Genomic DNA, 24,323 nt, shown 5'->3' with positions numbered 1-24,323 from the left:
CGCCGCGTCGCCACCGCCCCCCTCAGGCGATGACCCCGCCATTCCAGCGAATCGATCTTGTCGTTGGGTTGGGAACGGCTTGAGATTTGATACAGTCCACCAGACGAGTCGGCCGGGCGACCGCGTCGGGCCACACCAGGCCCGCCGAGGAAGGTCCGGGCTCCACAGGGCAGGGTGGTCGGTAACGCCGACCCGGGGTGACCCGCGGGACAGTGCCACAGAAAGCAGACCGCCCTCCGGCCTGGCCGGGGGGTAAGGGTGAAAGGGTGGTGTAAGAGACCACCAGCGCCCACGGTGACGTGGGCGGCTAGGTAAACCCCACCCGGAGCAAGGTCAAGAAGGGACGCTCCCAGGAGCGTCCCGCGCGCGACGTTCGAGGGCTGCCCGCCCGAGCCGCGCGGGTAGACCGCTCGAGGCCGCCGGCAACGGCGGCCCTAGATGGATGGTCGCCCCTTCGTACGAAGGACAGAACCCGGCCTACAGGCCGGCTCGTCACCCATTTCCCGAGCCGCCGGCTAGGGCTTGCGATGGCTGAGGCCGACGATCGTGAGCGCCAGCCCGGCGACCCCCACGAACGAGGCGCCGGCCGCCGTTCCCGCCGCCATCAGTTCGGCCTTGGTGTCCACGAGAACCAGGATCGCCACGAACAGGGCCACGATGGCCGCTACGCCGAGGGCGAGCGTCACATGCCAACGACTGTCCATCCCGCCTACCTCCGTTGGGGAGCACGTCGTTTCGAGTGACGTGTCTGCGAAGCATGCTCGACCCGCGCACGGATGAGAGGTGAGCGGGTGTGGATAGCGCGCGCTGCTACCGACCAGTACGAGATCAGTTTACGACGCCTGACCAGGGCGATCGAGGTTATTGACGGGTGCGACAGCGTGTCTTGACCAACGGGCCGGGAGGCGGTTGGACGCGGCTACCTCCTGGCGTACCCCAGGACGTGCGTCAGCCGCGGCATCCCGGGCTGCGGCGCGAAGCCGAACCGCTCCGTCTCCACCACCTCGAACCCCGCCCGCCCGATCGCTGCCAAGGTGTCCCGGTTGGGGCGGCAGCCGCCTGCGACCCGGCGCCACAGCGGGGAGACGACGTCCGCCAGCAGCCCGAACGCCGGGTTCGCCGGCCGTACGTGCTCGTAGAACCGCAGCTGCCCGCCGGGCCTGAGCACCCGGGCGGCCTCCGCCAGCGCCCGCGGCTGCGACGGCACCGAGCACAACACCAGCGACACCACCACGACGTCGAACGCGCCGTCACCGCCGGGCAGCGCCTCGGCGTGCCCGGACACCACCGACACCGGCACCGGCGCCGACGCGGCCTGCGCCGTGGCCAGCTCGCGCAGCGTGTCGTCCGGCTCCACCGCCACGACCTCCGTCACCCCCGGCGGGTAGTGCGCGAAGTTGCGGCCGTTGCCCGCCCCGACCTCGATCACCCTCCCCCCGGCCCCGGCCAGCAGCCGCCGCCGGTGCTCGTAGGCGCCCCGCCGGTCCACGAGCTCGGCCACCCGCGCGTACGCCTGGGCGAAACGCGGATGCTGGAATTCGGACTGTCGCGGCATCGGTACTCCCTCGCAGAGGCGGCTCCCTCCAGCATGCCTCGCCGGGATCAGCTCCTCGCGGCCTCGGCCAACGCCTTGACGACCAGCTCGCTGACGTGCTCGGCCGCCTTGATCCCCGCCCCTAGCGAGAGGTGCCGGCGCGAGACGACGGCGATCAGGTACGTACGCTCCCGCTCCCGCACCCGCCCGACGCTGTTGACCGTCCACCGCCCGCCGTCGCGCTCCCGGGGCAGCCAGCCGTTCTTGAGCGCCGGGTCGGAGCCGGCCGCGCTCACCCCCCACGCCTGCTCCGGCGTCACGTCCCCCATCAGGCCCAGCACGTAGCGGCGGTGCTCGCGCGACAATGGGCTGTTGGCCGAGACCAGCGCGTTGAGCAGCCGCACCTGATCGGCGGCGCTCGTCGTGGTGGAGCCCCACGCGCCGCCGGGGCCGGGACGCGTGTCACGCAGGCCGAGCTTCTTGTTGGCCGCGGCCAGCCCCGGGGCGCCGCCGATCGCCGCCCACAGGCGGGAGGCGGCGGCGTTGTCGCTGACCTTGATCGCCTGGGCCGCCGCCTGCCTCTCCCACCGGGACGGCTCGCGGCGCTGCCGCTGGGCTCGCAGCAGCAGGGCCATCACCATGTTCACCTTGACGATGCTGGCCGTGGCCGTCCTGAGGTCGGGGCGGTAGGTGTAGGAGCGGCCGGACGAGAGCTCCCGTACCGACACGGACAGATCGCCCGGCAGGTCGTCGAGGTAGCGGTCGAGCGAGCGCGTCAGCCCCTTCCTGTACGAGCGCGCGGGCGGCTTCACCGGCGCCGGCGCGAACGCTGGCGCCGGCGCGGACGCGACGGCGACAGGGGCGAAGGGGATGGGCGACACGGACGCGGGCACGGGCCGGGGGACACCGCTGGACGCGAGGAGGGCCAGCGGCGCGAGCGCGATCGCCAGGGCGACCCCCCGGCACGGCCGTGCGCCTGCCCGGGGCCGCGCGGCCGGCCCCCCGAATATCGCGGGCAGCACCCCGCCCTACCCGCACACGGGGACGAATGAGGATATGTCAGACCATGCGAGAAAAAGCATGGCAGGCAGCATTCCGGCCCCGGTGTTTCCACCGTGTTAGCCGAGAAGCGTGAGGGGCGGAGGTGATCCGTCCCGCCGTCGAGCTGCCATCGGCGGCCCCGTCCAGAGGGCATCAGCTCGGCGGCGGGCACCTCCGCCCCTCCGGCCCCTGGGAGTCAGGACCGGCGTCGCGAGGAGCGCCATGGGCAAGTGGTGAACCTCGCTGGCACAGTGACCCTAACCCGCCCGCGCCGCCCGTTCTGCGGAGGATTACGCAGAACGGGAATCCCATGCCGCCAGGATGGCCGCCTCCTTGCCCGGATCCATGCCGTGCCGGTTGGACTTGCCGTAGTTGCGCCTGTCTTCCGGGATCTCGCGCAGCCACGCCCACGTGTCGCGCACCGTCTCCGCCACCGGCCTGGTGCGCAGCCCGGCCGCCTCGGCCTTGGCCGTCGGGACGCTCCAGAAGTTGTCCCTGACCTCCGACGGCGGGCTCCACAGCGGCAGCTCCACGAACGTGCCCGCCTCCCGCTCCAGCAGGAACGCGTCGTCCACCCACACCAGCTCGGCGTCCGACCCCGTGGCCGCCACGCAGTCGGCCAGCCACGAGCCGTACGTCGTCTCGCCGGCGGGGCCCGTCACCAGGAAGCTGCCGGCGGTGCCGCGCGCGGCCTGGTCGAGCGTGAAGGCCGCCACGTCGCGGGCGTCCACGAGCTGCAGGGGCGCGGCCGGGTCGCCGGGCGCCAGCACCCTGCCGCCCCGCGAGATCCTGGTCAGCCACCACGGCAGCCTGGCCACGTCCTCGTGCGGGCCGAGGATCACGCCGGGCCGCACGATCAGCGCCGCGCCGTCGAAGCCCTCCTCGACCGCCCGCTCGCAGCCCGCCTTCAGCACACCGTAGTCGCCGTCGTCGGGCCCCGCGTCGGGCGCGCAGGCCCAGCCGGGCGCCTCCTCGGTGGCGGGCTTGGCGGGGAAGCCGTCGACCGCCGAGACGCTGGAGACGAACGCGTACGTGCTCGCCCGCCCCGACAGCACCCGCACCGACTCGCCGACCACGCGCGGCACGTAGCCACAGGTGTCGACCACGATGTCCCACGAGCGGCCCTCGGCCAGCCGGTCGAGGTCCGCGCGGACCTCCCGGTCGCCGCGCACCGCCTCGACGCCGGGCACGTCGGCCCCGCTGCGCCCCCTGTTGAACGTCGTCACCTCATGCCCCTGAGCGAGCGCCGCCTCCACGACGGCGCGCCCCAGGAACCCCGAACCACCCACGACCAGAACCTTCATGGGTCAATCCTCGCTGGTGACCATCCTGCGATCGAACGGCTTCACGCAGAGCGTAGGCCGCAGCGGCGGCACCATGTGCACCCTGGCCGAGCCGATGTCGAAGAACAACCCCACCAGCTCCAGCTTGCCCGCGCGCACCTGCTCGTCGACCTTCCGGTACGTCCGCAGGTTCTCCAGCTGCTGCTGCACGTTTACCCGGCACAGCACGTCCAGCGCCCCGGCGTGCAGCCGGTCGCCCTCGGTCTCGATGAACGTCGCCAGGCTGTGATCCCCGTGCCGCAGCCACCTGCGCAGCCCGGGCAGGCTGCCCGCCTGCACCCCGCCGCTCAGCACCCCGGCCATCGCGCCGCAGCCCGAGTGCCCGCACACCGTGATCGTGTGCACGCCCAGCACCTGCGTCGCGTACTCGATCGCCGCCACCACCGAGTCGTCGTTCGGCTCGGAGCCCCTGCGCGGCACCAGGTTGCCGATGTTGCGCACGGTGAACAGGTCGCCAGGGCCGCTCGCCGTGATCAGGCTGGGCATGATCCGGGAGTCGGCGCACGTGATGAACAGGTGCGACGGCTGCTGCTTGCGGGCCAGCTCGGTGAAGATGGGCCGGACGAGCGGCGCCGTGCGCCGGTGGTACTCGCGCGCCCCCGTCGTGAGCAGGCACTCCGGCGTGCCGTCGGCGGACAGGCCGGCCGGCTGCTGGTCGCGGCGCCGGTGCGCCCACGGCAGCCACCACCGGTCCGGCGCCTTGGGCGGCGACTTGGCGGGGAACATGCGGGCCCCGCTGGCCGCCAGCGCGTACCACTCGTCGTGCAGCTCGTCGATGACCACCGTGCCGCCCATGCGCTCGTGGTCCAGCCGCCAGGAGTGGATGGCCTCGAAGGCGCCGTTGTCCATGAAGTCGATGTTCAGGTCGAGGTCCACGGTCGTGCCGGCGGGGATCGTCCGCAGCTCGTGCGTCAGCCTCGGCACGCCCAGGAACGTCAGCGACCCCGAGATCGTCACGTTCAGCCGCCCGTCGCGGTCCTCCCGCTTGAGCACCGTCACCCAGGTCAGGCGGCGCAGCGCGAGCAGCGCGGCCAGCGCCAGCCCCGCCAGCACCCCCTCGGCCAGGCCGAGCAGGATCACGGCGGCCATCGTCACCACGTACACCGGCACCTCGCCGTGCCCGTGCACCTTCCTGATGTGCCCCAGGTTCACCATCTGCACGCCGATGAGCACCAGCAGCGCGGCCAGCGCCTCCAGCGGGATCAGCGTGATCGTCCAGCCGAACCCGAGCGCGAACACCAGCACCCACACCCCGTGCAGGATCGCCGACCAGCGCGTACGGGCGCCGGCCTGCACGTTCGCGGTGCTGCGCACGATCACCCCGGCCACGGGCAGGCCGCCGAGCGCGCCGGTCACCATGTTCGCCACGCCCTGGCCGGTCAGCTCCTGGTCCAGGTCCACGCGGCGCCCGCCGTGCATCCCGTCGATCGCCACCGAGCACAGCAGCGACTCGCACCCGGCCAGCAGCGCCACCAGCAGCACCGAGGTGACCACCAGGTGCCAGTCGCCCTGCGGCAGCACCGGGAAGGCCCAGTCGCCGAGGCTGTCGGACAGGTCCACCCGCGTCACGTCCCAGCCGAACGCCCACGCCGTCACCGCCGCCGTGGCCAGCGCCGCCAGCGGCGCCGGGACCACCTTGATCCGCCTGGGCAGCCGCGTCCACAACGCCAGGACGGTGATCGTCAGGATGCCGACGGCCACCTTGTGCCCGTGCAGGTCGGCGATCTGGCCGGGCAGCTCCAGCACGTTCGCGACGGCCGACTTCTGCGAGCTGCCGCCCAGCACGACGTGCAGCTGGGACAGGGCGATGATGATGCCGACGGCCGCCAGCATGCCGTGGATCACAGCCGGCGACACCGCCAGCGCCGCCCTGGCCGCCTTGAAGACTCCCAGCACGAGCTGTACGGCCCCCGCCAGCAGCGTGATCATGCACGTGGCGCGCCAGCCGTAGGTGTGCACCAGATCCACGACCACCAGCGACAGGCCGGCCGCGGGGCCGCTCACCTGAACGGCCGAGCCGCCCAGCGCGCCGGCCACGATGCCGCCCACCACGGCGGCGATCAGTCCGGCTGCCAGCGGCGCCCCGGAGGCCATCGCGATGCCCAGGGAGAGGGGCACCGCGATGAGGAAGACCACGAGCGAGGCTGGCACGTCATGCCGGAGGATGCTCATCCAGCTACTCTGCGTGTCGCGGAACATGGAGCAAACCTTATGGCTCCGCTGTCCTCGCCTCAGGGCCGAGTCGAGCTGGCTTTACGCATTAATGGGTGCTGGAGATCACCGGTAGTAGTCGTGTGGATGGTCCTGCTGCTCCGGCCCGCGCCGGTGGTTGCCGTGCGCCTGCGAGGGCTGGCCGGGGCGGCTCCCGTTGCCCGCCGTCGGCGGGTCGGGCCAGGCCGCGGGGCTGGTCGTGATGTCGCCGGTCTCGTACGCGCCGGCCGCGAACGGGGAGACCGGCGGGGCAGGCGGCGTCGGGGCCGACAGCACGTCGTAGTTGGAGACCGCCCGCCCCGGCACGGTCGGCGTGCCGCTGGCGGGGGAGGGGCCGGTGAGCGGGTCGGAGTCGTCGGCCACGGCCCAGCCGGAGCGCACCTCGTAGGAGGCGGGATAGGAGGAGCGCGCGGCGGGCTGCTCGAACGCCGGCCACGAGCTGGCGCCCGGATAAGGGGTGGAGGTAGGAGCGGGGGCCGGGTCGTCCAGGATGTCGGCCGAGGCCGCCCAGGAGCCGGACGTGGTGCCCGCGGGCTGCTGGGTCCAGGTGGTCTCCAGCGGGTCGGCCGCGCCGCCGCCGTACGCGGGGAACGGGTCGCTCGTCGGCGCGCCGTGGATCGGCGCGGGGGCGGCGGGGAAGTTGCCGCTGGAGGTCGGGCTCACCGCCGGGAACGAGCCGCTGCCCGGATAGGTGCCGTTGGAGGAGATCGAGTTGCTGGACAGCGAGGGGGAGGAGACCGCGTTGGACGAGACCGAGGGCACGGGCGCGGGCCGGGGGGAGGAAGCCGGCTCGGGGCGCGTGGGGGCGGGCACCGGCTGGGCGGCCGCGCCGAGGATGCTCAGCACGTCCGGCGTCGGCGCCGCGAACGTCATGGTGCGCTGGTCGGCCAGCTCGGCCTGGCTGGGGGTGCGCTTGTGCGGCTGCTCCACCAGGTCGGCGAGGTTGGCCGAGGCGGCGGCGGGCTGGCGCTGAGGGAGGGGGGCCTGGACGGTGGCCGCGTTGGGATCGACGGCGGCGGAGGCGGCGGCGGGACGGGGCTTGGCGGGACGCTCGGAACGCTTCGCGGGACGCTCGCCCTGGCGCTCGGCTCCGGCTGCGGCTCCTGCGCCGGCGGCGGGACGCTCGACCGGGCGGGAGGCGGCCTTCCTGGCGGCCACGGTGCCCCCGGCGCCGAACTCGCCCTCCTCCGCGTCACTGCGGATGTTGGCCCAGAACTCCTCGTCATCGTCGTCGTTCGTCGGGTTGCCCCACTCGTCGACGCCACGCCTGCCACGCTGGCCGGTGCGCACCGGTTTGGGCTTCACCTCGTCGATGGGACTGAAGTCAGGGCTGAAATTGGCCATCCGCGGCTCGTGCGCCGCGAACTGGTCCGTCGAACGAGTCTGTGTCTGCTCCTCCTTCTCGGCCATCTCCTTCAGCCGTTCCGGAGGAAGCGAGCTCTCCCTGCGGTTCATCGAGCGCATGCCCAGTGCCACGACGACGAGCACGAGGAGCACGACAGCGACCAAGCTCACTACGACCGCGATCATTGCACCACCCTCAAAGCCATGGCCTCCCTCTGGCACCGATGAGATCGCGCGGCCATCGACGCGATCTGCCCCCTTTGATCACCAGTGCCTAACAATTGGATCTGATTGTGTCGGACCACTATGAGAGTTGTCACACCCTACGTGAATAATTGGTACACCGGCACTACCTGCCGTGATCGGCCTCTCACTGGATGTTCACCGCCGTGAGACGGCCACGGGCGATGGTCTGCTCCGCGATCTTCTTCAGGACCGCGGGCAGTGGGGACCCCGCGGGGAGACCCACCTTGCCGCTCAGCGTGTACACCGTGAACCGATAGCTGCCGGTCGGCTCACAAGGTGGCTCGTAACCCACCTTGCCACTGGTCACCCTAGCCTGCCCCGTGCCCTCCGGCGGGTCTTCGGCGGCGTTGGGGCCCAGCTCCGTCGTGGTCGCCGGGATGTCGTAGAGCACCCAGTGCACCGCCGACCTCGGCTTGGTGTGGCTGTCGACCACGATGGCGATCGACTTGGCCTTGGACAGCGGCTGGCTGGACCAGCGCAGCGGCGGGCTGCCCTGGTCGCCCTTGCAGGAGTATTCGCTGGGCAGCGGCTTGCTCTCACGCAGCTCAGGACTCGCGACGTTGATCTCGGCGATGTCCTGCGCCTGGGAGCGGCCGATGAAGCCGAGACTGGAGCAACCCGACACGGACAACGCGACAGCCGCCGCCGTCACACTGACAGCGAAGCGTCGCACGTGCGATGCCGTGTTACACAGCCCCATGCCGGACGATGCTACGCGGCTCTCGGCGGTGCGCAGACCGTTTCTCGATGGTCGGTGGTCGGTAAAGGATCTGAAAAGCCCAAGAATGAGGGCAATCGCGCAGTGAGGTTGGCCACATCAGCGGACACCGGGACCCTCATCCGGGGTGCCGCCCGCCTGCCGGTACGGGGCGGACGGCGACACAGGAGATGAGCCCGGCGAAACGGACATAGGTTTCGGGCCCCTGGCGTCACAAAAATCGGGTGCGCCAGATCGTGGCCTGTAGTACAGGGGGGGCCACGCACGGTGGCATCGGTGAGGATGCGGACGGCGGCTGCCACGTCGCGTGAGGCGCTCGCGCAGTGGTGCGGTCACACGCTGGCCGGGCCTGGCTGGCACGTACGTGGCGCCGCCGACGTGGCCAAGCTCGACAGCCTGCGGTTGGCCGCCACGAGCATGGCACCGCGGCCGAGCGAGGGGGCGGCAGACACGCCGTGACCCCCGGCGGATCTTTACGCGCCCCACGCACCGAAGGCCCCGGGCCCGGCACTTACCGGCCCGCTGACAGATCGCCTGCCGGGTTCGCGCCATAAGCTGGCCTTGTGACGTCAATGGGCGCTCTGCGCGATCCGGCGAACCGCGTCTCGCCCAAGGCCATCCGGATGTGGCTGCTGGAGTCGCTGGTCGCCTTCGTGTTCTTCCTGGGAGGCTCGCTCCTGGTGTCGCGGTGGATCGACGGCACGAGCTGGTCGTGGGTGCCGCGCTGGCTGGCCGAGGACGCTTGGCTGCTGCCCGCCGCGGTCATGGTGGTGACGCTGCCGTTCCTGGTGGCCGAGCCGTTCGTACGGTACTTCGTACATCGCTGGGAGCTTTCTGGGGACGTCGTCTACGCCAGGTCGGGGTTCCTGACCAGGGAGTGGGTGTTCGTGCCCGTGAGCCGCATCCAGACGGTCGACAAGGGGCAAGGGTGGTTCGAGCGGCTGCTCGGGCTGGCCACCCTGGAGATCAGGACGGCCTCCCACGCGGGGTCCTCGACGATCAAGGGGCTCGATTACCGGGTGGCCGCGGAGCTGGCCGAGCGGCTCGCGCGGCGGGCGGAGGAGCTCAGGGACGACGCGACATGACCGAACCCCGCCCGGAAGACCCGCCACGAGCCGCTCCGCACGGCGATCCTCCTGCGCTCGCGGGCCCGGCCGCCGCCACCGGCTGGGCGCTGCCGCAGCGGCTCAGCCCCAAGGTGCTGCTCATCGACCCCGTGCGGATGTTGCCGTCGCTCCTCCTGCCCCTCGTCGGGGTTCTGTTCGTGGGCGGCTTCTCGGCCAGGTCGTACGCCTACGCGGCCGTCGGCGTCCTGGCCGCCGTGGTGTTCTCGACCGTCAGATGGGCCACCTTCACGTACCGGATCGTGGGCGACCGCCTGGAGACCAAGCGCTCCCTGATCAGCCGCTCCGTCCGCACCATCCCCCTGGAACGCATCCGCGGCGTGGACGTCTCCACCCCGCCCATGCACCGGCTGCTCGGCCTGACCATCCTCAAGATCGACACGGGGGCGAGCGGCAGCGAGGAAGAGGAGGCGAAGCTCGCGGGCGTCTCCCTCCAGGAGGCCGAACGGCTCAAGGCGCTCCTCCTGCGCCGCACCGCCGAACCCGCCGCCGAGGGCGTGCTCGTCCCCGAGCCGGGGCCGAAGGAGCGGGCCATCATCGGCGTGCCGCGCAAATGGCTCCTGTACGGGCCGCTGTCCGGCGCGTACCTGCTCACCCCGTTCGCGTTCGTCGGCGGTGCCATCGGGCTGACCCTGCAGTGGGGGGACGACCTCGGGCTCAGCCAGGACGACGCGCTGAGCGCGGGGGAGTGGCTCTGGGGGCACCCCTCCCTCCTGTTCGGCGTGGCGGCGCTGCTCGTGCTGGCGATGCCGTTCGCGGGCGGGCTGATGTACGCGGTCTTCAACTGGGACTTCGTGCTCAAGCGGCGCGACGGTTACCTGGTGGCCGAGCGCGGGCTGATCAACCGGCGCAGCGTGTCGCTGGAGTCGACGCGGGTGCGCGGCTACGAGATCGTGGACGGCCTGGCCGAACGGTGGGCCGGGGTGGTGCGCGTGTGGGCCATCGTGACCGGGCTCGGCGACTCGGAGACGCGCGGTCAGCTCCTGCCGGACGTGCCGCGCACGGTGGCGTTCCAGGTCACCGGCGACGCGATCGGGCCCTACCGCGCCGAGCTGCGCCCCCACCCGCCCGTGGCCCGCAGGCGCCGCCTGTTCCGGGCCGTCTTCCCGTGGCTCGTGCTGGCCGTGGTGAGCGTCGCCGGCCTCGGCCTCGCCGGGGGTGTGCTGTGGTGGGTGCTGGTGGTGCTGGCGCTGATCCTCGCGGGCGCGGGGGTGCCGCTGGGGCTCGATCGGTACGCCTCGCTGGGGCACGGGTACGACGGGGCCCGGGTGGCGGTGCGGTCGGGGTCGCTACGGCGGGCCCAGGCCGTGGTCGAACGGCGGGCGGTGGTGGGGTGGCGGATGCGGCAGACCTGGTTCCAGCGGCGGGCGGGGGTGCTCACGCTGATCGCCGGGGTGGGGGCCGGCAAGGGGGGTTACTCGGCGGTCGATGTCGCTGAGGTGCAGGGGGTGGAGTTCGCGGCGGAGGTCACGCCGGAGTGGCTGGCGCCGTTCCTGGAGCGCGGGGAGTAGTGACGAAGGGCCGCCGGCAGGGGTTCTGAGGCGGCGGGGGTTGTGGTGAGGGCGGCCGGGCGGCGCAGGTAGCGATGGAGGCCGGCTGGCGCTTCGAGCGTGGGGGTTGCGGAACGAGGGTCGCCGGGCGTCGGGCTTGAGGCGCGGCGGATCCTGGCCGGGCCGGTCGTGCTTGAGCGGGCTCGGGCGTGGGTGCGGCTGTGGAGGGGTTCCCGCCGCTGGCCGGGCCGGTGGTGTCGGCTCCTGTGATCAGTCCTGGCGGCGGGCGCCGAACATGATCTCGTCCCACGTCGGCACGGACGCCCGGCGGCCCCTCGAACCCTTGCGCGCCTGACGGGCGGCCGGGGCGGGCGGCGGAGAGGGCACCGGCACGGGCGGCTCCTCCTTGGCCTCGTCCTTGCTGCCCGCCCGCGCCGCCGGGACCGCGGGAGCGGGCTTCGGCTTGGGCTGGGGTGCGGGTGGCCTGGTGTCCTGCACGGGCTCCGGCTCGGGAGCCTTCTTCTCCGGCGCGGGCGGCTGCTCGGGTGCGGGCGGCTGCTCGGCGGCCGGTGCGGGCTCGGGGGCGGCGGGCTTGTCGGGGACGACCGGCTCCGGCTGTGCCGCCGCCGGCTGCTCCGGGGCGGTCGCGACCGAGGGCTCCGCTGAGGGCTGCTCGGCGCCGGGCTGCTCGGCGCCGGGCTGATCGGCGCCGGGCTGATCGGCGGTGGTCGGCTGCGCGGTGGTGGTCGACGTCGGCTGGTCAGAGATGGCCGGTGCAGGCGCGGCGGCGGCGGCCGGCTGCTCGGTGGCCGTCGGCGCGGGCTGCGATGCGGTGGCCTGGGCCGGGGTGGTGTCAGTGCTTGCGGCGGGCTCAGGGCTGGTCGTGGTGCTCGCGGTCGGCTCAGGGCCGGCCGTCGTCGTGGTGCTCGCGGTCGGTGCGGAGCTGGCGGCGGGCTCGGCCTTGGGTGCCTCGGGCTCCGCGGCGGGCGCGGGGGCTGCGGCGGCCTGCGACGCAGCGGGCTGCGCGGCCGCGACGCTCGGCTCGGTGGCCGGGCTTGGCGCGGCGGCAGGGCTCGTTGTGGTGGTCGGGCTCGCCATGGCGCCCGGGCTCGATGCGGTGGCTGCGGCGTCAGACGCGCTGGCGGTGCTCTGTGTGCCGGCCGCGCTCGGCGCGGTGGTTGCGGTGTCGGGCGCGCTCGGCGCGGTGGCCGCGGTGTCGGGCGCGCTGGCGGTGCTCTCCGTGCTGGCCGGGCTCGGTGTGGAGGCTGCGGCGACAGGCGTGTCGGCCGGGCTCTGCGTGCTGCCCGCGACCTGCGATGCGGCTGCCGCGTCCTGGGCGTCGGGCGCGACTGTGGCGGCGGTGCCGGTGGTCTCCGCCGTGGGTGATGCCGCTGCTGCGGTCGCCTCGGGAGTGGCGGTGCTCGTCGGATCGGCCGCTTGGGCGGCTGCCGCCGGGGCGCCGCTTGCCGACGCGCTCGCCTCGGTGGTGGTGCTCGCCGTGCTGGCGGTGCTTGCCTCGGTGGCGGTGCTTGCCTCGGTGGTGCTCGCCCCGGTGACGGTCGGCGAGGTGGGCGAGGGCGCGCTGACGGCGGCCGTGGGCGCGTCCGCCTGCGCGGAAGGCTGAGCCGCAGGGCTCGTCCGGGCGGCGGCCGGCTCCGGGGCGGAGGTGCCGGTGGCCGTCTGCGTGCCGGTGGAAGGCGTGCCGGTGGAAGGCGAGCCGGCGGTGGGCGCGGATGCGGCGGCGGAAGGCGCCGCGCCGGCGCGCTGCTCAGCCTCGGCGGGCGGCGCGGGCTCCGGACGGGCGGCGGCGGGCGGCGCGGGCTCGGGACGAGCGGCGGCGGGCGGCGCGGGCTCGGGACGAGCGGCGGCGGGCGGCGCAGGCTCCGGACGGGCGGCGGCGGGCGGCTCGGCGACCGGCTGCACCGCCGGCCGCGCGTCCACCCGCGGTTCCACCCGCGGCTCAGGGCGCGACGACGCCGGCGGGTCGGCGGGAGCGTAGATGGACTCGTGGTCCGTACGCCCGGACCCGAAGTCGGGCAGCCACGGCGAAGACCCGCCGCGGCGGGACGAGGTGTCGCCGGGGCGGGTGTAGCCGGTCTCGCGGGCGGGCGGCTCGGGCCGGAAGGGCTCGCGGGCAGGCGGTTCGTCTCTGGCCGGCGGCTCGAAGGGCGCCTCGCGGGGCGGCGCGTAGGCCGTCTCGGAAGGGGTGAAAGCCGGTTCCTCGGGCTCGCCGCGTACGACGGACGGGAACGGCAGCGCGTCGGAGGCCAGCGGCGGCACCGGCTGGAGCTTGGCCACGCGCGGCGCGAACGGCGTCACCGTGGTGTCCTCCACCACGGCGGGCTCGGGGTCGAAGTCGGCGGACGACAGGCGCATGGCCTCGTCGTCGTGCGGGGTGACGTGCCGCTTGCGCGGGTCGAAGAGCCACTCTGCGTGGCGCGTGTGACCGTTCCAGACGTAGCCGAGCTTGACCCGCCACAGGCCGTCGTCGCGCTTGGCGGAGTCCCAGTCGATCTCGTCGGTGGGGACGCCTCGTCTGGTCAGCCGCTCCGCGACGAGGTCGCCGAGGGTGGGACCGGGGGCGGACTCGCCCGGCATGCGGACGGCGACCCGCTGCGCCTGCTGCGCGACGTACTCGCGTTCCTGGAGCACGGGCCCCTCGAACCAGCGGACACGTTCGACCGGGATCCCGGCGGTCGCGGCGATCTCCTCTGCCGTTTCTCCGGCTCGGATGCGGGCCTGGATCTCCTTGGGGCGCAACGGACTCTCCACTTCGATCTCGTACTGGCCGAGACGGGAGAAGTTGCCGCGGACGGCAGCACGGAGCCGGTCGTCCACAGGAAGCGTGAAGCGCGTACCCCGCCCGGCAGTAGCCAGCACGAGGTAGGTGCCGTCCTCACTCACCGCGACGAGTCGGAGCTCCTGCATGCGAGTCCCTTCGTCAGCGTCGCCATTCTTCCCCCGGACCCTTGAGTCTCTCGCGTGTGCCGGTTGCCTGCCAGCACCGTACCCGGCATGTCCGAACATCGCCTTCCTGGGATAGCCCCGGGGCGATGTGACGCCGGTCACATTTGTCGTGTCCATCCCTCTAGAGCCCGCCGTTGCGTACCAGGAGGTTATTTGGCCTCGACGGGTTCTGGCGAATCGCGCCCCGGGCGGTGGTGCAGTCCAGCCAGGTGGCCAGGGTGGCGGGATCGGCGTTCGGATGACGTTCGAGATGGCGGGCGGCGACTCCGGCGAGGTACGGGGCGTGGGCGGAGAACACCCGGCCGTCGGGGGTGAGCCGGCAGGTGGCGCCGTTGGCGGCGCCGACGACGAACACGCCCGAGCGGATGAGTGAGCGCGCGGACCTGGCGAGGGCGGGCGAGTCGGCGCCGTCGGTGGGCAGGAGCGCCACGGACGGGCCGCGGGCGTGCCGGTGGATCCAGTCGAGCCCGGCCAGCATGTCGGCCAGCGTGCCTGAGCCGCCGCAGCCGAGCACCCGTACGGAGGCGATCCCCGACTTCGGGGCGATGTCGTGGACGCCGGCGGCGACGCGGGTGCCGTGCCGGCCGCAGGCACGCCCGGTGCCGCCGGTGGCGTCGAAGGCGCGCCAGGCGCGGTCATCGAGCCCGGCGCGGCGGATGGCGACGCCGCTGTCCAGGACGTAGGTGGTGGTGCCGGCGCCGCCGGCGCGCACCGTGGGCGCGCGTTCCGGGGCGCGTACGGCCATGGGGTGCAGCTGGCTGTCCGGCTCGATGGTGCGGACGCGCGGGTCGTCGCGCAGCTCGTCCAGCTCGGAGGGGGTCAGGAAGGTGGCGAACCCCGGCAGCGCCGAGGTGTAGTAGCGGCGCACCCGCCAGCGCACCTCGCCCACGAGGTCGCGGGCGGCCTCACGGTCACGCGCCGTGACGATGTAGGGCCGGGCGGGCTCAGGCTGTTCGGGGTGCAGGGCGAGTCCCGCGGCGGGAGTCATGGCGAGAGGGGCGGCTGTCGCCGCGGCCGTCGCCACGGCCGCGGCGAGGTACAGGGAGGGCAGGCCGAGTCGTCGGGGCACGAGTGGCAAGGATGCCTGTCACGCAGGTCACAGGAACAACAGGACACGCACTCGCGTCTATTCACGAGACAGCTCTTTACCGAACGCATGAACAGGAAGGACGGATCCGGGGGATGAGCGGCGAGCAGCGGAAGTTCGAGCTGAGCATGCCGCAGGTCCTGGGCAGCGCCCTGGCGGCGGTGACCGCGGCGGTGGCGGCGTCGTACCTCGGCGTGGCCGGCACGGTCATCGGGGCGGCGGTGGTCAGTGTCGCCAGCACGATCGCCACGGCCGTCTACACCCACTATCTCAAGCAGACGGGCGAGCGGGTCAAGCAGCGCGCGCCGCTGAGCAACCGGCGGGGGGAGCCGGTGGCGGAGGAGCGGGACACGACCCTGGTCATGCCCGCGATCCGGCGGGCGGCGTTCAGGCTGCCGTGGCTGAAGGTCGGCGCGGCGGCGGCGGTCGTGTTCGGGGTGAGCATGGGCAGCATCCTGGTCTACCAGGCGGCGGCCCAGCAGACCGTGCACGAGCAGGTCACCGGCAAGACGCCGGCCAAGGCGCAGCAACAGCGGCAGCAGGAGGAGGACGAGCGGCAGGAGGAGGAGCGGGCGCCCGCCACGCCGCAGACGCCGTACGTGGTGCCGCCCGTCTCCACGGATCCGCAGGTCACTCCCGAGCGGACGCGGGAGGAGGAGCCCGCTCCGAGCAGGACGCCGACCGCCAGGCCCACCCCCACGCCGAAGCCCACGCCGACCCCGACGCCCTCGCCGTCGGGCACGGTGGAGCCGTCGCAGGAGGGGACCACCAGCGCGCCGCCGCAGGAGGGGGAGCCAGGCGAGGGGCCGTCGCAGGACCGGCCAGAGCCGGAGTACGGCACGCCGCCCGGGTAGGCCGCTAGGGGCCCAGCACGGTGTCCAGGTAGGCGTTGGTGAACAGGCGGCCGGGGTCCAGGCGGTCGCGCAGGGCGCGGAAGTCGGCGAAGCGGGGGTAGACCTTGCCCAGGTAGGCCGCGTCCCTGGTGTGCAGCTTGCCCCAGTGGGGCCGGCCGTCCAGGCGGGTCATGATCTCCTCGACGCCCTCGAAGTAGGCGGGGTTCGGCGTCGGCCGGTAGACGTGGCAGGCGAGGTAGGCCGAGGGCCGCCCGTACGCGGTGGACAACCACGCGTCGCTGGGCGGCGTCACCCGCACCTCCACCGGGAAGGTGATCTTCCAGTCCATCCGCTCGATCAGGTCGCGGGTCTCGCGCAGCGCCTGGGCCAGCCGCTCGCGCGGCACGGCGTACTCCATCTCCAGGAAGCGCACGTCCCGCCGCGCGGTGAACGCCCGGTACGACACCTCCACCGACGCGGAGTCCCCGAGCGCCGCCGCGCTGAGCTCGTTGATCCGGGGGATCAGGCCGGGCAGCCGGGCGCCGAGCGCGCAGGCCGCGCCGAAGACGGTGTTCTCCAGGAAGACGGTGTCCAGCCAGCGGCGCAGCGCGCCGGGCGGCGCGGGCGGTCCCGGGCTGCGGTTGTTGGTCTTGACCAGGCACGCCTCGGTGTGCGGGAGCCAGAAGAAGTCCAGGTGCTCGTTGGCGGTGGTCAGCTCGTCGAGCGAGTCCAGGATGCCGCCGAGGGGCAGCTTGCGCCGCCGGTTGTGCAGCAGGAACGCGGGCTCCACCCGAAGGGTCACGGCCGTCAGGATGCCGAGGGCGCCCAGCCCGACCCGGGCCGCGTCGAACAGCTCCTCGCCGGGCGCGGCGGTGGCCACCGTGCCGTCGGCCAGCACCAGCTCCAGCTCGGCGATCTGGTCGGCGAGGCCGCCGCTGTCGCGGCCGGTGCCGTGGGTGCCGGTCTGGACGGCGCCGGCGACGGTCTGCTCGGTGATGTCGCCCATGTTGGCCAGGGCCAGGCCGCGCTCGGCGAGCAGCTCGTTGAGCACCCGCAGGGGCGTGCCGGCCAGCACGGTGACGCGGTCGCCCGCCCAGGCCCTGATCCCGGTGAGCCCGCCGGGCCGCAGCATGATGCCGTCGGTGAGCGCCACGCCGGTGAAGGAGTGCCCGGTGCCGACCATGCGGACGCGCCGCCCGGAGGCGGCGGCGTCGCGCACGGCCCGCACGACGTCCTCGGCACAGGACGGGGTGCGCACCTCGGCGGGGGTGCCCGACTGGTTGCGCGCCCAGTTCACGAAGGCCACGGGCACCCCTCCAGAGCGTCGTTCGGAGCTAAACGCGAACGATACTCACTTCTCCCAGCCCGAGGGAACGGGGAAGATGTCGCCGGGCTCCAGATTCTCGCCCTTGATCACGTCGGAGACCGTGACCAGGTGGTAACCCTTGTTCTGCAGGGTCTTGATGAGCGAGGGCATCCCGTCCACCGTCTGCTTCACCCAGTCGTGCATGAGGATGATCGAGTTCGGCTTGGCGACCGCGAGGGTCTGCTTCTGGATGGCGTCGACGTTCTTGGAGCTCCAGTCCTGCGAGCCGGCCGTCCACAGGATCATCGGCATGCCGAACTCCGCGGCGATGTCGGAGACCTGAAGATCGGCCATCCCGTACGGCGGGCGAAGCAGCTTGGGCTCCACGCCCGCCGCCTTCTTCACCGCGTCCTGGGTCTTCTGGATCTCGCTCTTGATCGTCGCCGCGTCGCTCTTGGTGAAGTCGGGGTGGCTGTAGCTGTGGTTGCCGAGCTCGTGGCCCTCGGCGACCATGCGCTTGACGTACTGCGGGCGGCTCTTCACGTACTGGCCCTCAAGGAAGAACGTCGCCTTCGCGTCGTACTTCTTCAGCGTGTCCAGCAGCGTCCCCGCGTACTTGCTCGGCCCGTCGTCGAAGGTCAGCGCGATGCACTTGACCTGCTCGCAGTCGACGGGCTCCTTCTTCGGCGCCTGGGCGAAGGCCGGGGCCGGAGCAAGAGTGACGCAAACAGCCGCGATAGCTAGGAGTGAACTGACTTGTCGGGACATAACTAGTGCTTCCAGTGTGATGGGTGTTGCGAGGGATGTCCCGACCGTAGCGGATCAGCTCTCCGCGGGTGAAGGAGCCTCGGGAAGTCTCAGCAAACCCGAACCTCCGAGGCCCACGACCACCGCGACGAGCGCCGCGACGATGGAGAACACGTACGCGTCGGAGGCCCCGTACGTCTCGGTGAGCTGCCCGCCCGCCCACGAGCCGAGCGCCACGCCGAGCGTGATCGCGGTCGAGATCCACGCCATGCCCTCAGTGAGCAGGGACTGCGGCACCAGCCGCTCGGTGAGGGAGAAGCAGGTGATGAGCGTCGGCGAGATGGCGAACCCGGCCAGGAACAGCGCCGCCGCCATGAAGCCGGGGGAGCCGATGAACAGGATCGGCAGCAGCCCCACCATGAACAGGATCAGCGCGCGCACGAACCGCGCGCGCAGCGAGATCCGCCAGCTGCGCGAGCCGAACCACAGCCCCGACACCATCGACCCGCCCGCGAACGAGGCCAGCAGGAACCCCGAGGCCCACTTGACCCCCTGCTCCTCGGCGAAGGCCACCGTGATCAGGTCCACCGAGCCGAAGATCGCGCCCAGCGCCAGCGAGACGCCGGCCAGCAGGGCGACGGCGGGGATCAGGATCGGCGTGCCGCCGGAGGACTTGACCAGCTGCACGGGCGGCTGGGTGCGCCGCTGCGCGGCCAGCGCCAGGGAGCCGGCCAGCATGCAGACCAGGGCCACGATCAGTCCCGCGTACGGGTTCACGGTGGTCGCGAGCACCGTGACCAGCGCGGGCCCGGTGACGAAGACGACCTCGTCCGCGACCGACTCGAACGCGAAGGCGGTGTGCAGCCGGTCCGTGCCGCCGTGGATCACCGACCAGCGGGCCCGCACCATGGAGCCGAGCGACAGCGAGGTGGCGCCGATGACCAGGCCCGAGGCGTACAGCGTCCACTCGGGCAGCCCGGTCCCGGCGGAGAGCATGAGGGCCGCCAGCGCCAGCGCGTTGACGATGGCGAACGGCGGGATCACCCGGCCCTGCCCGAACGTGTCGGCCAGCCGGCCCGACAGCGGGGCCGCGGCGGCGAAGGCCAGGTTGGAGACGGCTCCGACGGCGCCGGCGGTGGCGTAGTTGTCGGTCAGCGCGGTGATCAGCAGGATGACGCCGATGCCGAGCATCGACATGGGCATCCGGCCGACGAGCCCCGCCAGCACGAACGCCTTCGTCCCGGGCCTTTCGAACAACCCCCGGTAAGGCCCGACCACGCTGTTTCCCCCTTACTCAAGCAGCTAACCATTGCGCACATATGTCGGGATCGCAAGTGGGTTAGGACTGACGTGAGTTAACGTGTCCCGAGTGTCCGGTCTTCCCACTGTCCGCGCGGTCATGCTCATGGTCGCCGCCGTGCTCGCGGTCACCGCGGTGGCGGGCGGCGTAGTGGTGATCATGGATGGTGACCTGCTCAGCGGCGTGCAGGAGCCCGTACGCGGCCGGTCCCGTGCCACCCCGCAGCAGTCGGACGCCCCCCGCCTCGACCAGCTGGTGCCCACCACCGAACCCGTCAAGGACTTCGGCGCGGGCGGCCCCGGCGTCACCTCCACCCCCGCCCGCGTGCTGGCCATCGCCCCCGGCACCGTGCCGAAGGAGACCAGGCTCAAGCTGGCGAAGCTCAAGCATGTGCAGAAGGTCACGGTCGTGGACGCCGGCGCCGTCAAGATCTCCGGCACCGGGCTGAACCTGCTGGCCGTGGACCCCTCCGGCTTCCGCTCGTGGACACCGCAGCCCGTCGCCGACCAGCCCGCCGTGTGGAGCGCCCTGGCCAGGGGCGAGCTGGTGGCCGAGGCGGGCGCGCTGCGCAAGTTCGGCATGGTCCTGGGCGCCATGTACCAGGTGGACGGCGGCCCCAGGCTCCGCGTCGCGGCCTCGGCGCCGCTCGGGCTGACCGGCGTGGACGGGCTGGTCAGCGCGGACGTGGGCAGGACGCTGGGGTTCGCGCCGGGTGTCGCGGTGCTGCTGCACGGCAAGGAGGGCAGGATCGGCGAGGCCGGCGTGCGCAAGCTGCTCGGCAAGGGCGCCCAGGTCGTCGTGCTCGACGCCGCCGCGCGTGCCCCCAAGCAGCAGCAGCCGTCACAGGAACAGCCGCAGCAGGTCAGCGTGGGCCGGCCGAGCAGCTACCTGGAGCTCTACAAGGCCGCCGCCACCCGCTGCCCCGGCCTGTCGTGGACGGTGTTGGCCGCGATCGGGCAGGTGGAGAGCGGGCACGGGCGCAACAACGGGCCGTCGAGCGCGGGGGCGCTGGGGCCCATGCAGTTCATGCCCGCCACCTGGAAGCACTACGGCGTGGACGGCGACGGCGACGGCAAGAAGGACATCTGGAGCCCGTACGACGCCGTGCCCGGCGCGGCGAACTACCTGTGCGCCAACAAGGCCGGGCAGGGCGGCGAGCGGCTGCGCAAGGCGATCTGGTTCTACAACCACTCGTGGGACTACGTGAACAAGGTCATGTCGATCGCCGACGCGTACGCCAAGACCTACGCCTGAGGCCGCCGCTTCGGCGGCGGGCAGCAGGTGAGCGGGCACGGCACCGGCTCGGGCTCGGCCATCAGCTCGCGCACCATCTCCACGAACCGCGGGTGCGTGCCCGCCGTCGCCGCCCGCTCCAGCGGCAGGCCCAGCTCGGCGGCCACGGCCCTGGCCTCGGTGTCGAGGTCGTAGACGACCTCCATGTGGTCGGAGACGAACCCGATCGGCACCAGCACCACGGCCGGCGCCTCGATCTTGCGCAGGTGGTCGCAGACGTCCGGCTCCAGCCACGGCACCTGCGGCGGGCCGCTGCGCGACTGCCACACCAGATCCCACGGCTCGGTGCGGCCCAGCGCCTGGTTGACCAGCTCGGCGCTCCTGCGCAGCTGCGCCTCGTACAGGCCGCCCTCGGGCCCGGCGGTCTCGGCCATGGAGAGCGGGATGCTGTGCGCGGTGAAGACCAGCCTGGCGTCGTCGCGGCCGAGCCGCTCCAGCGCCGCCCGCGTGTGGTCGGCCATCGCCGCCACGAAGCCGGGGTGCTCGCCGTAGTGGCGCATCTTGATCAGCTCGGGGCCGCCCTCGAACGAGATCCGCTCGATGTCCTCGTAATACTGGCGGCAGCTCGAATAGCCCGCGAACGCCGAGGTGGCGAAGACGGCGGCCTTCCTGACGCCGTCGGCGTGCATCCGGCGCACGGTGTCCTCGCCGAACGGGTGCCAGTTGCGGTTGCCCCAGTAGACCGGCACGTCGAGCACCGGGCGCAGCGCCTCGACCAGGTCGCGGTTCTGCTGGTTGATCGGGCTGACCCCGCCGAAGCTCTGGTAGTGCTCGGCCACCTCCAGCAGGCGCTCGCGCGGCACGCCACGGCCGCGCACGACGTTCTCCAGGAACGGCATCACGTCGTCGGGCCCCTCCGGGCCGCCGAAAGACAGGACCAGCAAGGCGTCGTAAATTCCCACGTGACAACCCTATGCGGGAGTGTCGGCGGTCCCTGGTGCGAGGTAGGTTCGATCGAGTGAGCGCATTCAACGACATTCGTGACTATGTGGCCATTCCCCGGGTCCTTTCCCTGCGGCTTTCGCCTGATGGATCCAGGTTGATCTCCGCCGTGCAATCCCTCAATCCCGACGGCAAGTCGTACGGCACCGCGCTCTGGGCCGTCCCGCTGGACGGCGAGCCGTACCGGCTGACGCGCTCGGCCAAGGGCGAGTCGGCGGCGGTCTTCACCGCCGCGGGCGACGTGCTGTTCACCTCCGCCCGCCCCGACCCGACGGTCAAGGACGCCGGCGAGGAGGTGCCCGCGTTGTGGCTGCTGCCCCGGGCGGGCGGCGAGGCCCGCCAGGTGGCCACCAGGCCCGGCGGCATCGGCGGCGTGCGCACGGCCGGGAACGTGGTCGTGTTCGTCTCCGACGTGCTCGACGGCGAGGAGTCGGCCGAGGAGGAGAAGCGCAAGGCCCGCAAGGAGGCCGGGATCAGCGCGATCCTGCACGAGGGCTACCCGGTCCGCTACTGGGACCACGACCTCGGGCCCGGCAGGCCCAGGCTGTTCGCGGCCAGGCTCGGCGCCGACCGCCTGGAGGACGTGCGCGACCTGACCCCCGACGCGGGCGACGCGCTGCGCGAGGCCGGCTTCGAGCTGACCCCCGACGGCGCCACCGTGATCGCCACCTGGCGGGTGAACCTGCCCAAGGGCGAGTCGCGCACCGAGGTGGTCGCCATCGACGTGGCCACCGGCGAGCGCCGCGTGCTGCTGTCCGACGAGGCCCACGACTTCACCGGGCCGCTGGCGATCTCGCCCGACGGCACCAGGCTGGCCTGCTCGCGCGACCGGCTCACCGGGCTGGACGTCTCGGCCCGCAGCGAGCTGTGGATCGCCGACATCGCCACCGGTGAGGGCCGGGCCTACGCGCCTGATCTGTGGCCCTCGGACGTCGACTGGGCGCCGGACTCCTCGGCCGTCTACATCGCCGCCGACCACCGGGGCCGCCGCCCGGTCTTCCGCGTCCCGCTGGACGGCGAGCCGGTCAGGCTCACCCAGGACGACGCCTCCTACCTCGGCCTCAACCCCTCGCCCGACGGCCGCTGGATCTACGCCCTGCGCAGCGCCGTCGACCTCGCGCCCGCCCCCGCCAGGATCGACGCCGCCACCGGCGAGATCGCCGACCTGCCCTCGCCCGCGCCGCGCCCCGAAGTGAGCGGCACGCTGACCGAGGTCACCGCCACCGCCGACGACGGCACCCCCGTCCGCGGCTGGCTGGTGCTGCCGGAGGGCGCCTCGGCGGCGAGCCCCGCGCCGTTCGTGCTGTTCATCCACGGCGGCCCGCTCGGCTCCTGGAACGACTGGCAGTGGCGCTGGCAGTCGTGGATCCTGGCCCAGCACGGGTACGCCGTGCTGCTGCCCGACCCCTGCATGTCCACCGGTTACGGCCAGGAGATGATCGACCGCGGCTGGGGCAACTGGGGCCCGCGCACCCAGGCCGACCTCGACGCGATCGTGGACGCCGCGCTGGCCAGGGACGACATCGACAGCGAGCGCGTCGCCGCGATGGGCGGCTCGTTCGGCGGCTACATGGCCAACTGGCTGGCCGGGCACACCGACCGCTACCAGGCCATCGTCACCCACGCCTCGCTGTGGAACCTCGACCAGTTCGCCGGCACCACCGACGCCGCGATGTACTGGCAGCGCGAGTTCGGCCTGCCCGGCGGCGAGCGCTACTCGCTGCTGTCGCCGCACAACGCCCTCGACCGGATCACCACCCCGATGCTCGTCATCCACGGTGACAGGGACTACCGGGTGCCGATCGGCGAGGCGCTGCGGCTGTGGTGGGACCTGCGGCGCACCGAGGTGGACGCCAAGTTCCTGTACTTCCCCGACGAGAACCACTGGATACTCAAGCCCGGCAACATCGTCGCCTGGTACGAGACCGTCCTGGCCTTCCTCGGCCAGCACGTGCTCGGCCAGGAGTGGAAGCGCCCGGACTCGGTGGCCTGATGACGGACTTCCTGAAGCTCGCCGAGGACATCGCCCGTGAGGCCGGCGACATGCTGCTGGCCAAGCGGCCCACGATGTCCGGCGAGATCGAGACCAAGTCCAGCCCCACCGACGTGGTGACCGCGCTGGACAAGGCCTCCGAAGAGCTCATCCGCGAGCGCATCCTGGCCGCCAGGCCCGGCGACCGCATCCTCGGCGAGGAGGGCGGCGAGGAGCCGGGCGAGTCGGACGTGCGCTGGATCGTCGATCCCGTCGACGGCACCGTCAACTTCCTGTACGGCCTGCCCGACTGGGCGGTGTCGATCGCCGTCGAGGTGCGCGGCGAGGTCGTGGCCGGGGTCGTCAACGTGCCGGCGCGCGGCGAGGTCTTCACCGCGGCACGCGGCGGTGGCGCCTGGCTCGGCGCCGGGCGGCTGCGCTGCAACACCGGCGTGCCGCTGGCGCAGGCGCTGGTCTCGACCGGTTTCGGCTACCTCAGGGGCAGGCGCGAGGTGCAGGGCCAGGTCGTGGCCCACGTGCTGCCCCGGGTGCGGGACATCCGGCGCGGCGGCTCGTGCGCGGTGGATCTGTGCTCGCTGGCGGCGGGACGGGTGGACGCCTACTACGAGCGCGGCATCAACTACTGGGACTACGCCGCGGCCGGTCTCGTGGCCACCGAGTCGGGCGCCCGGCTCGGCGGGCTCGGCGGGCAGCCGGTCAGCCCGGAGTACGCGGTGTGCGCGGCGCCGGGCCTGTTCGAGGAGCTGCACGACCTGCTGGCACCGCTGAACCCGGCACGCGACGCCTGAGCACGCCGCTGGTCGG

At 72.8% G+C, this 24,323-nt stretch carries 20 protein-coding genes and 1 other RNA gene; 8 read left to right on the top strand and 13 right to left on the bottom strand.

The genetic code is table 11. The features are described 5' to 3' along the window. Positions 1–104: 104 nt before the first annotated feature. An RNA gene (gene rnpB / locus LCN96_RS41755) (RNase P RNA component class A) lies at positions 105–496 on the top strand. A 19-nt stretch (positions 497–515) separates the two neighbouring features. Here the strand turns inward: rnpB and LCN96_RS41750 are convergent. The 7 genes from LCN96_RS41750 to LCN96_RS41720 all read right to left on the bottom strand — a co-directional run bounded on the left by LCN96_RS41750 (position 516) and on the right by LCN96_RS41720 (position 8,392). Then, positions 516–704 carry a hypothetical protein gene (locus LCN96_RS41750; protein ID WP_225267930.1) on the bottom strand — a complete coding sequence of 63 codons (189 nt, stop codon included), beginning with the start codon at positions 702–704 and terminating at the stop codon, positions 516–518. 215 nt (positions 705–919) lie between these two features. Continuing rightward, positions 920–1,555 carry a class I SAM-dependent methyltransferase gene (locus LCN96_RS41745; RefSeq protein WP_225267929.1) on the bottom strand — a complete coding sequence of 212 codons (636 nt, stop codon included), beginning with the start codon at positions 1,553–1,555 and terminating at the stop codon, positions 920–922. A 47-nt stretch (positions 1,556–1,602) separates the two neighbouring features. Then, positions 1,603–2,427, bottom strand: a complete 825-nt coding sequence (locus LCN96_RS41740) for a serine hydrolase (protein ID WP_225267928.1) — start codon at positions 2,425–2,427, stop codon at positions 1,603–1,605. Between the two features lie 438 nt (positions 2,428–2,865). Next, on the bottom strand, positions 2,866–3,879 hold the full coding sequence (locus LCN96_RS41735; protein WP_225267927.1) for an NAD-dependent epimerase/dehydratase family protein: 1,014 nt from the start codon (positions 3,877–3,879) through the stop codon (positions 2,866–2,868). Positions 3,880–3,882: 3 nt separating this feature from the next. After that, positions 3,883–6,090, bottom strand: a complete 2,208-nt coding sequence (locus LCN96_RS41730) for a SulP family inorganic anion transporter (protein WP_225267926.1) — start codon at positions 6,088–6,090, stop codon at positions 3,883–3,885. A gap of 105 nt (positions 6,091–6,195) precedes the next feature. Beyond that, positions 6,196–7,659 (bottom strand): hypothetical protein, encoded by a 1,464-nt coding sequence (locus LCN96_RS41725; protein WP_225276287.1) that lies wholly within the window; start codon positions 7,657–7,659, stop codon positions 6,196–6,198. A 184-nt stretch (positions 7,660–7,843) separates the two neighbouring features. Further along, positions 7,844–8,392: a YbhB/YbcL family Raf kinase inhibitor-like protein gene (locus LCN96_RS41720; protein ID WP_225267925.1), complete on the bottom strand. Its 549-nt coding sequence runs from the start codon at positions 8,390–8,392 to the stop codon at positions 7,844–7,846. 321 nt (positions 8,393–8,713) lie between these two features. Here LCN96_RS41720 and LCN96_RS41715 point away from each other — a divergent pair, with 321 nt between their 5' ends. The 3 genes from LCN96_RS41715 to LCN96_RS41705 all read left to right on the top strand — a co-directional run bounded on the left by LCN96_RS41715 (position 8,714) and on the right by LCN96_RS41705 (position 11,072). After that, on the top strand, positions 8,714–8,896 hold the full coding sequence (locus LCN96_RS41715) for a hypothetical protein (RefSeq protein ID WP_225267924.1): 183 nt from the start codon (positions 8,714–8,716) through the stop codon (positions 8,894–8,896). Positions 8,897–9,009: 113 nt separating this feature from the next. Next, a complete protein-coding gene (locus tag LCN96_RS41710; protein ID WP_225276171.1) occupies positions 9,010–9,522 on the top strand; it encodes a PH domain-containing protein in 513 nt (170 codons plus the stop codon). Next, the gene (locus LCN96_RS41705; protein WP_225267923.1) at positions 9,519–11,072 is read left to right on the top strand and encodes a PH domain-containing protein; all 1,554 of its coding nucleotides are present in this window, start codon (positions 9,519–9,521) and stop codon (positions 11,070–11,072) included. The genes LCN96_RS41710 and LCN96_RS41705 overlap by 4 nt, the downstream gene beginning before the upstream one ends. Positions 11,073–11,321: 249 nt before the next feature. On the opposite strand, the gene sepH is transcribed toward LCN96_RS41705, so the two are convergent. Both sepH and LCN96_RS41695 read right to left on the bottom strand, forming a co-directional pair. Further along, positions 11,322–13,979: a septation protein SepH gene (gene sepH / locus LCN96_RS41700; protein WP_225267922.1), complete on the bottom strand. Its 2,658-nt coding sequence runs from the start codon at positions 13,977–13,979 to the stop codon at positions 11,322–11,324. 160 nt (positions 13,980–14,139) lie between these two features. Beyond that, on the bottom strand, positions 14,140–15,087 hold the full coding sequence (locus LCN96_RS41695) for a S8 family serine peptidase (protein ID WP_225267921.1): 948 nt from the start codon (positions 15,085–15,087) through the stop codon (positions 14,140–14,142). Positions 15,088–15,200: 113 nt separating this feature from the next. Here LCN96_RS41695 and LCN96_RS56945 point away from each other — a divergent pair, with 113 nt between their 5' ends. Next, positions 15,201–15,959 (top strand): hypothetical protein, encoded by a 759-nt coding sequence (locus tag LCN96_RS56945; RefSeq protein WP_263657389.1) that lies wholly within the window; start codon positions 15,201–15,203, stop codon positions 15,957–15,959. Positions 15,960–15,963: 4 nt separating this feature from the next. Here LCN96_RS56945 and LCN96_RS41685 read toward each other — a convergent pair whose 3' ends face one another. From LCN96_RS41685 to LCN96_RS41675, 3 genes are read right to left on the bottom strand one after another with little or no spacing between them, the layout of a single operon-like run. After that, positions 15,964–17,244, bottom strand: coding sequence for a D-arabinono-1,4-lactone oxidase (locus LCN96_RS41685; RefSeq protein WP_225267920.1), 1,281 nt, complete (start codon positions 17,242–17,244; stop codon positions 15,964–15,966). A gap of 45 nt (positions 17,245–17,289) precedes the next feature. Continuing rightward, complete coding sequence (locus LCN96_RS41680) at positions 17,290–18,012, bottom strand: polysaccharide deacetylase family protein (protein ID WP_225267919.1); 723 nt, start codon at positions 18,010–18,012, stop codon at positions 17,290–17,292. Between the two features lie 54 nt (positions 18,013–18,066). Beyond that, complete coding sequence (locus LCN96_RS41675; protein ID WP_225267918.1) at positions 18,067–19,269, bottom strand: MFS transporter; 1,203 nt, start codon at positions 19,267–19,269, stop codon at positions 18,067–18,069. 91 nt (positions 19,270–19,360) lie between these two features. Here LCN96_RS41675 and LCN96_RS41670 point away from each other — a divergent pair, with 91 nt between their 5' ends. Continuing rightward, positions 19,361–20,545 (top strand): lytic transglycosylase domain-containing protein, encoded by a 1,185-nt coding sequence (locus LCN96_RS41670; protein ID WP_225267917.1) that lies wholly within the window; start codon positions 19,361–19,363, stop codon positions 20,543–20,545. On the opposite strand, the gene LCN96_RS41665 is transcribed toward LCN96_RS41670, so the two are convergent. Next, the gene (locus LCN96_RS41665; protein ID WP_225267916.1) at positions 20,536–21,486 is read right to left on the bottom strand and encodes a ferrochelatase; all 951 of its coding nucleotides are present in this window, start codon (positions 21,484–21,486) and stop codon (positions 20,536–20,538) included. The genes LCN96_RS41670 and LCN96_RS41665 overlap by 10 nt on opposite strands. 11 nt (positions 21,487–21,497) lie before the next feature. On the opposite strand from LCN96_RS41665, the gene LCN96_RS41660 reads away from it, so the two are divergent. Both LCN96_RS41660 and LCN96_RS41655 read left to right on the top strand, forming a co-directional pair. Further along, positions 21,498–23,519, top strand: a complete 2,022-nt coding sequence (locus LCN96_RS41660) for a S9 family peptidase (RefSeq protein ID WP_225267915.1) — start codon at positions 21,498–21,500, stop codon at positions 23,517–23,519. Next, a complete protein-coding gene (locus LCN96_RS41655; RefSeq protein ID WP_225267914.1) occupies positions 23,519–24,307 on the top strand; it encodes an inositol monophosphatase family protein in 789 nt (262 codons plus the stop codon). Before LCN96_RS41660 ends, LCN96_RS41655 begins: the two co-directional genes overlap by 1 nt. Positions 24,308–24,323: the final 16 nt, after the last annotated feature.

This window comes from Nonomuraea gerenzanensis, from assembly GCF_020215645.1.
GTDB classification, from domain to species: domain Bacteria; phylum Actinomycetota; class Actinomycetes; order Streptosporangiales; family Streptosporangiaceae; genus Nonomuraea; species Nonomuraea gerenzanensis.
This window is presented reverse-complemented; position numbering and strand designations above follow the sequence as displayed.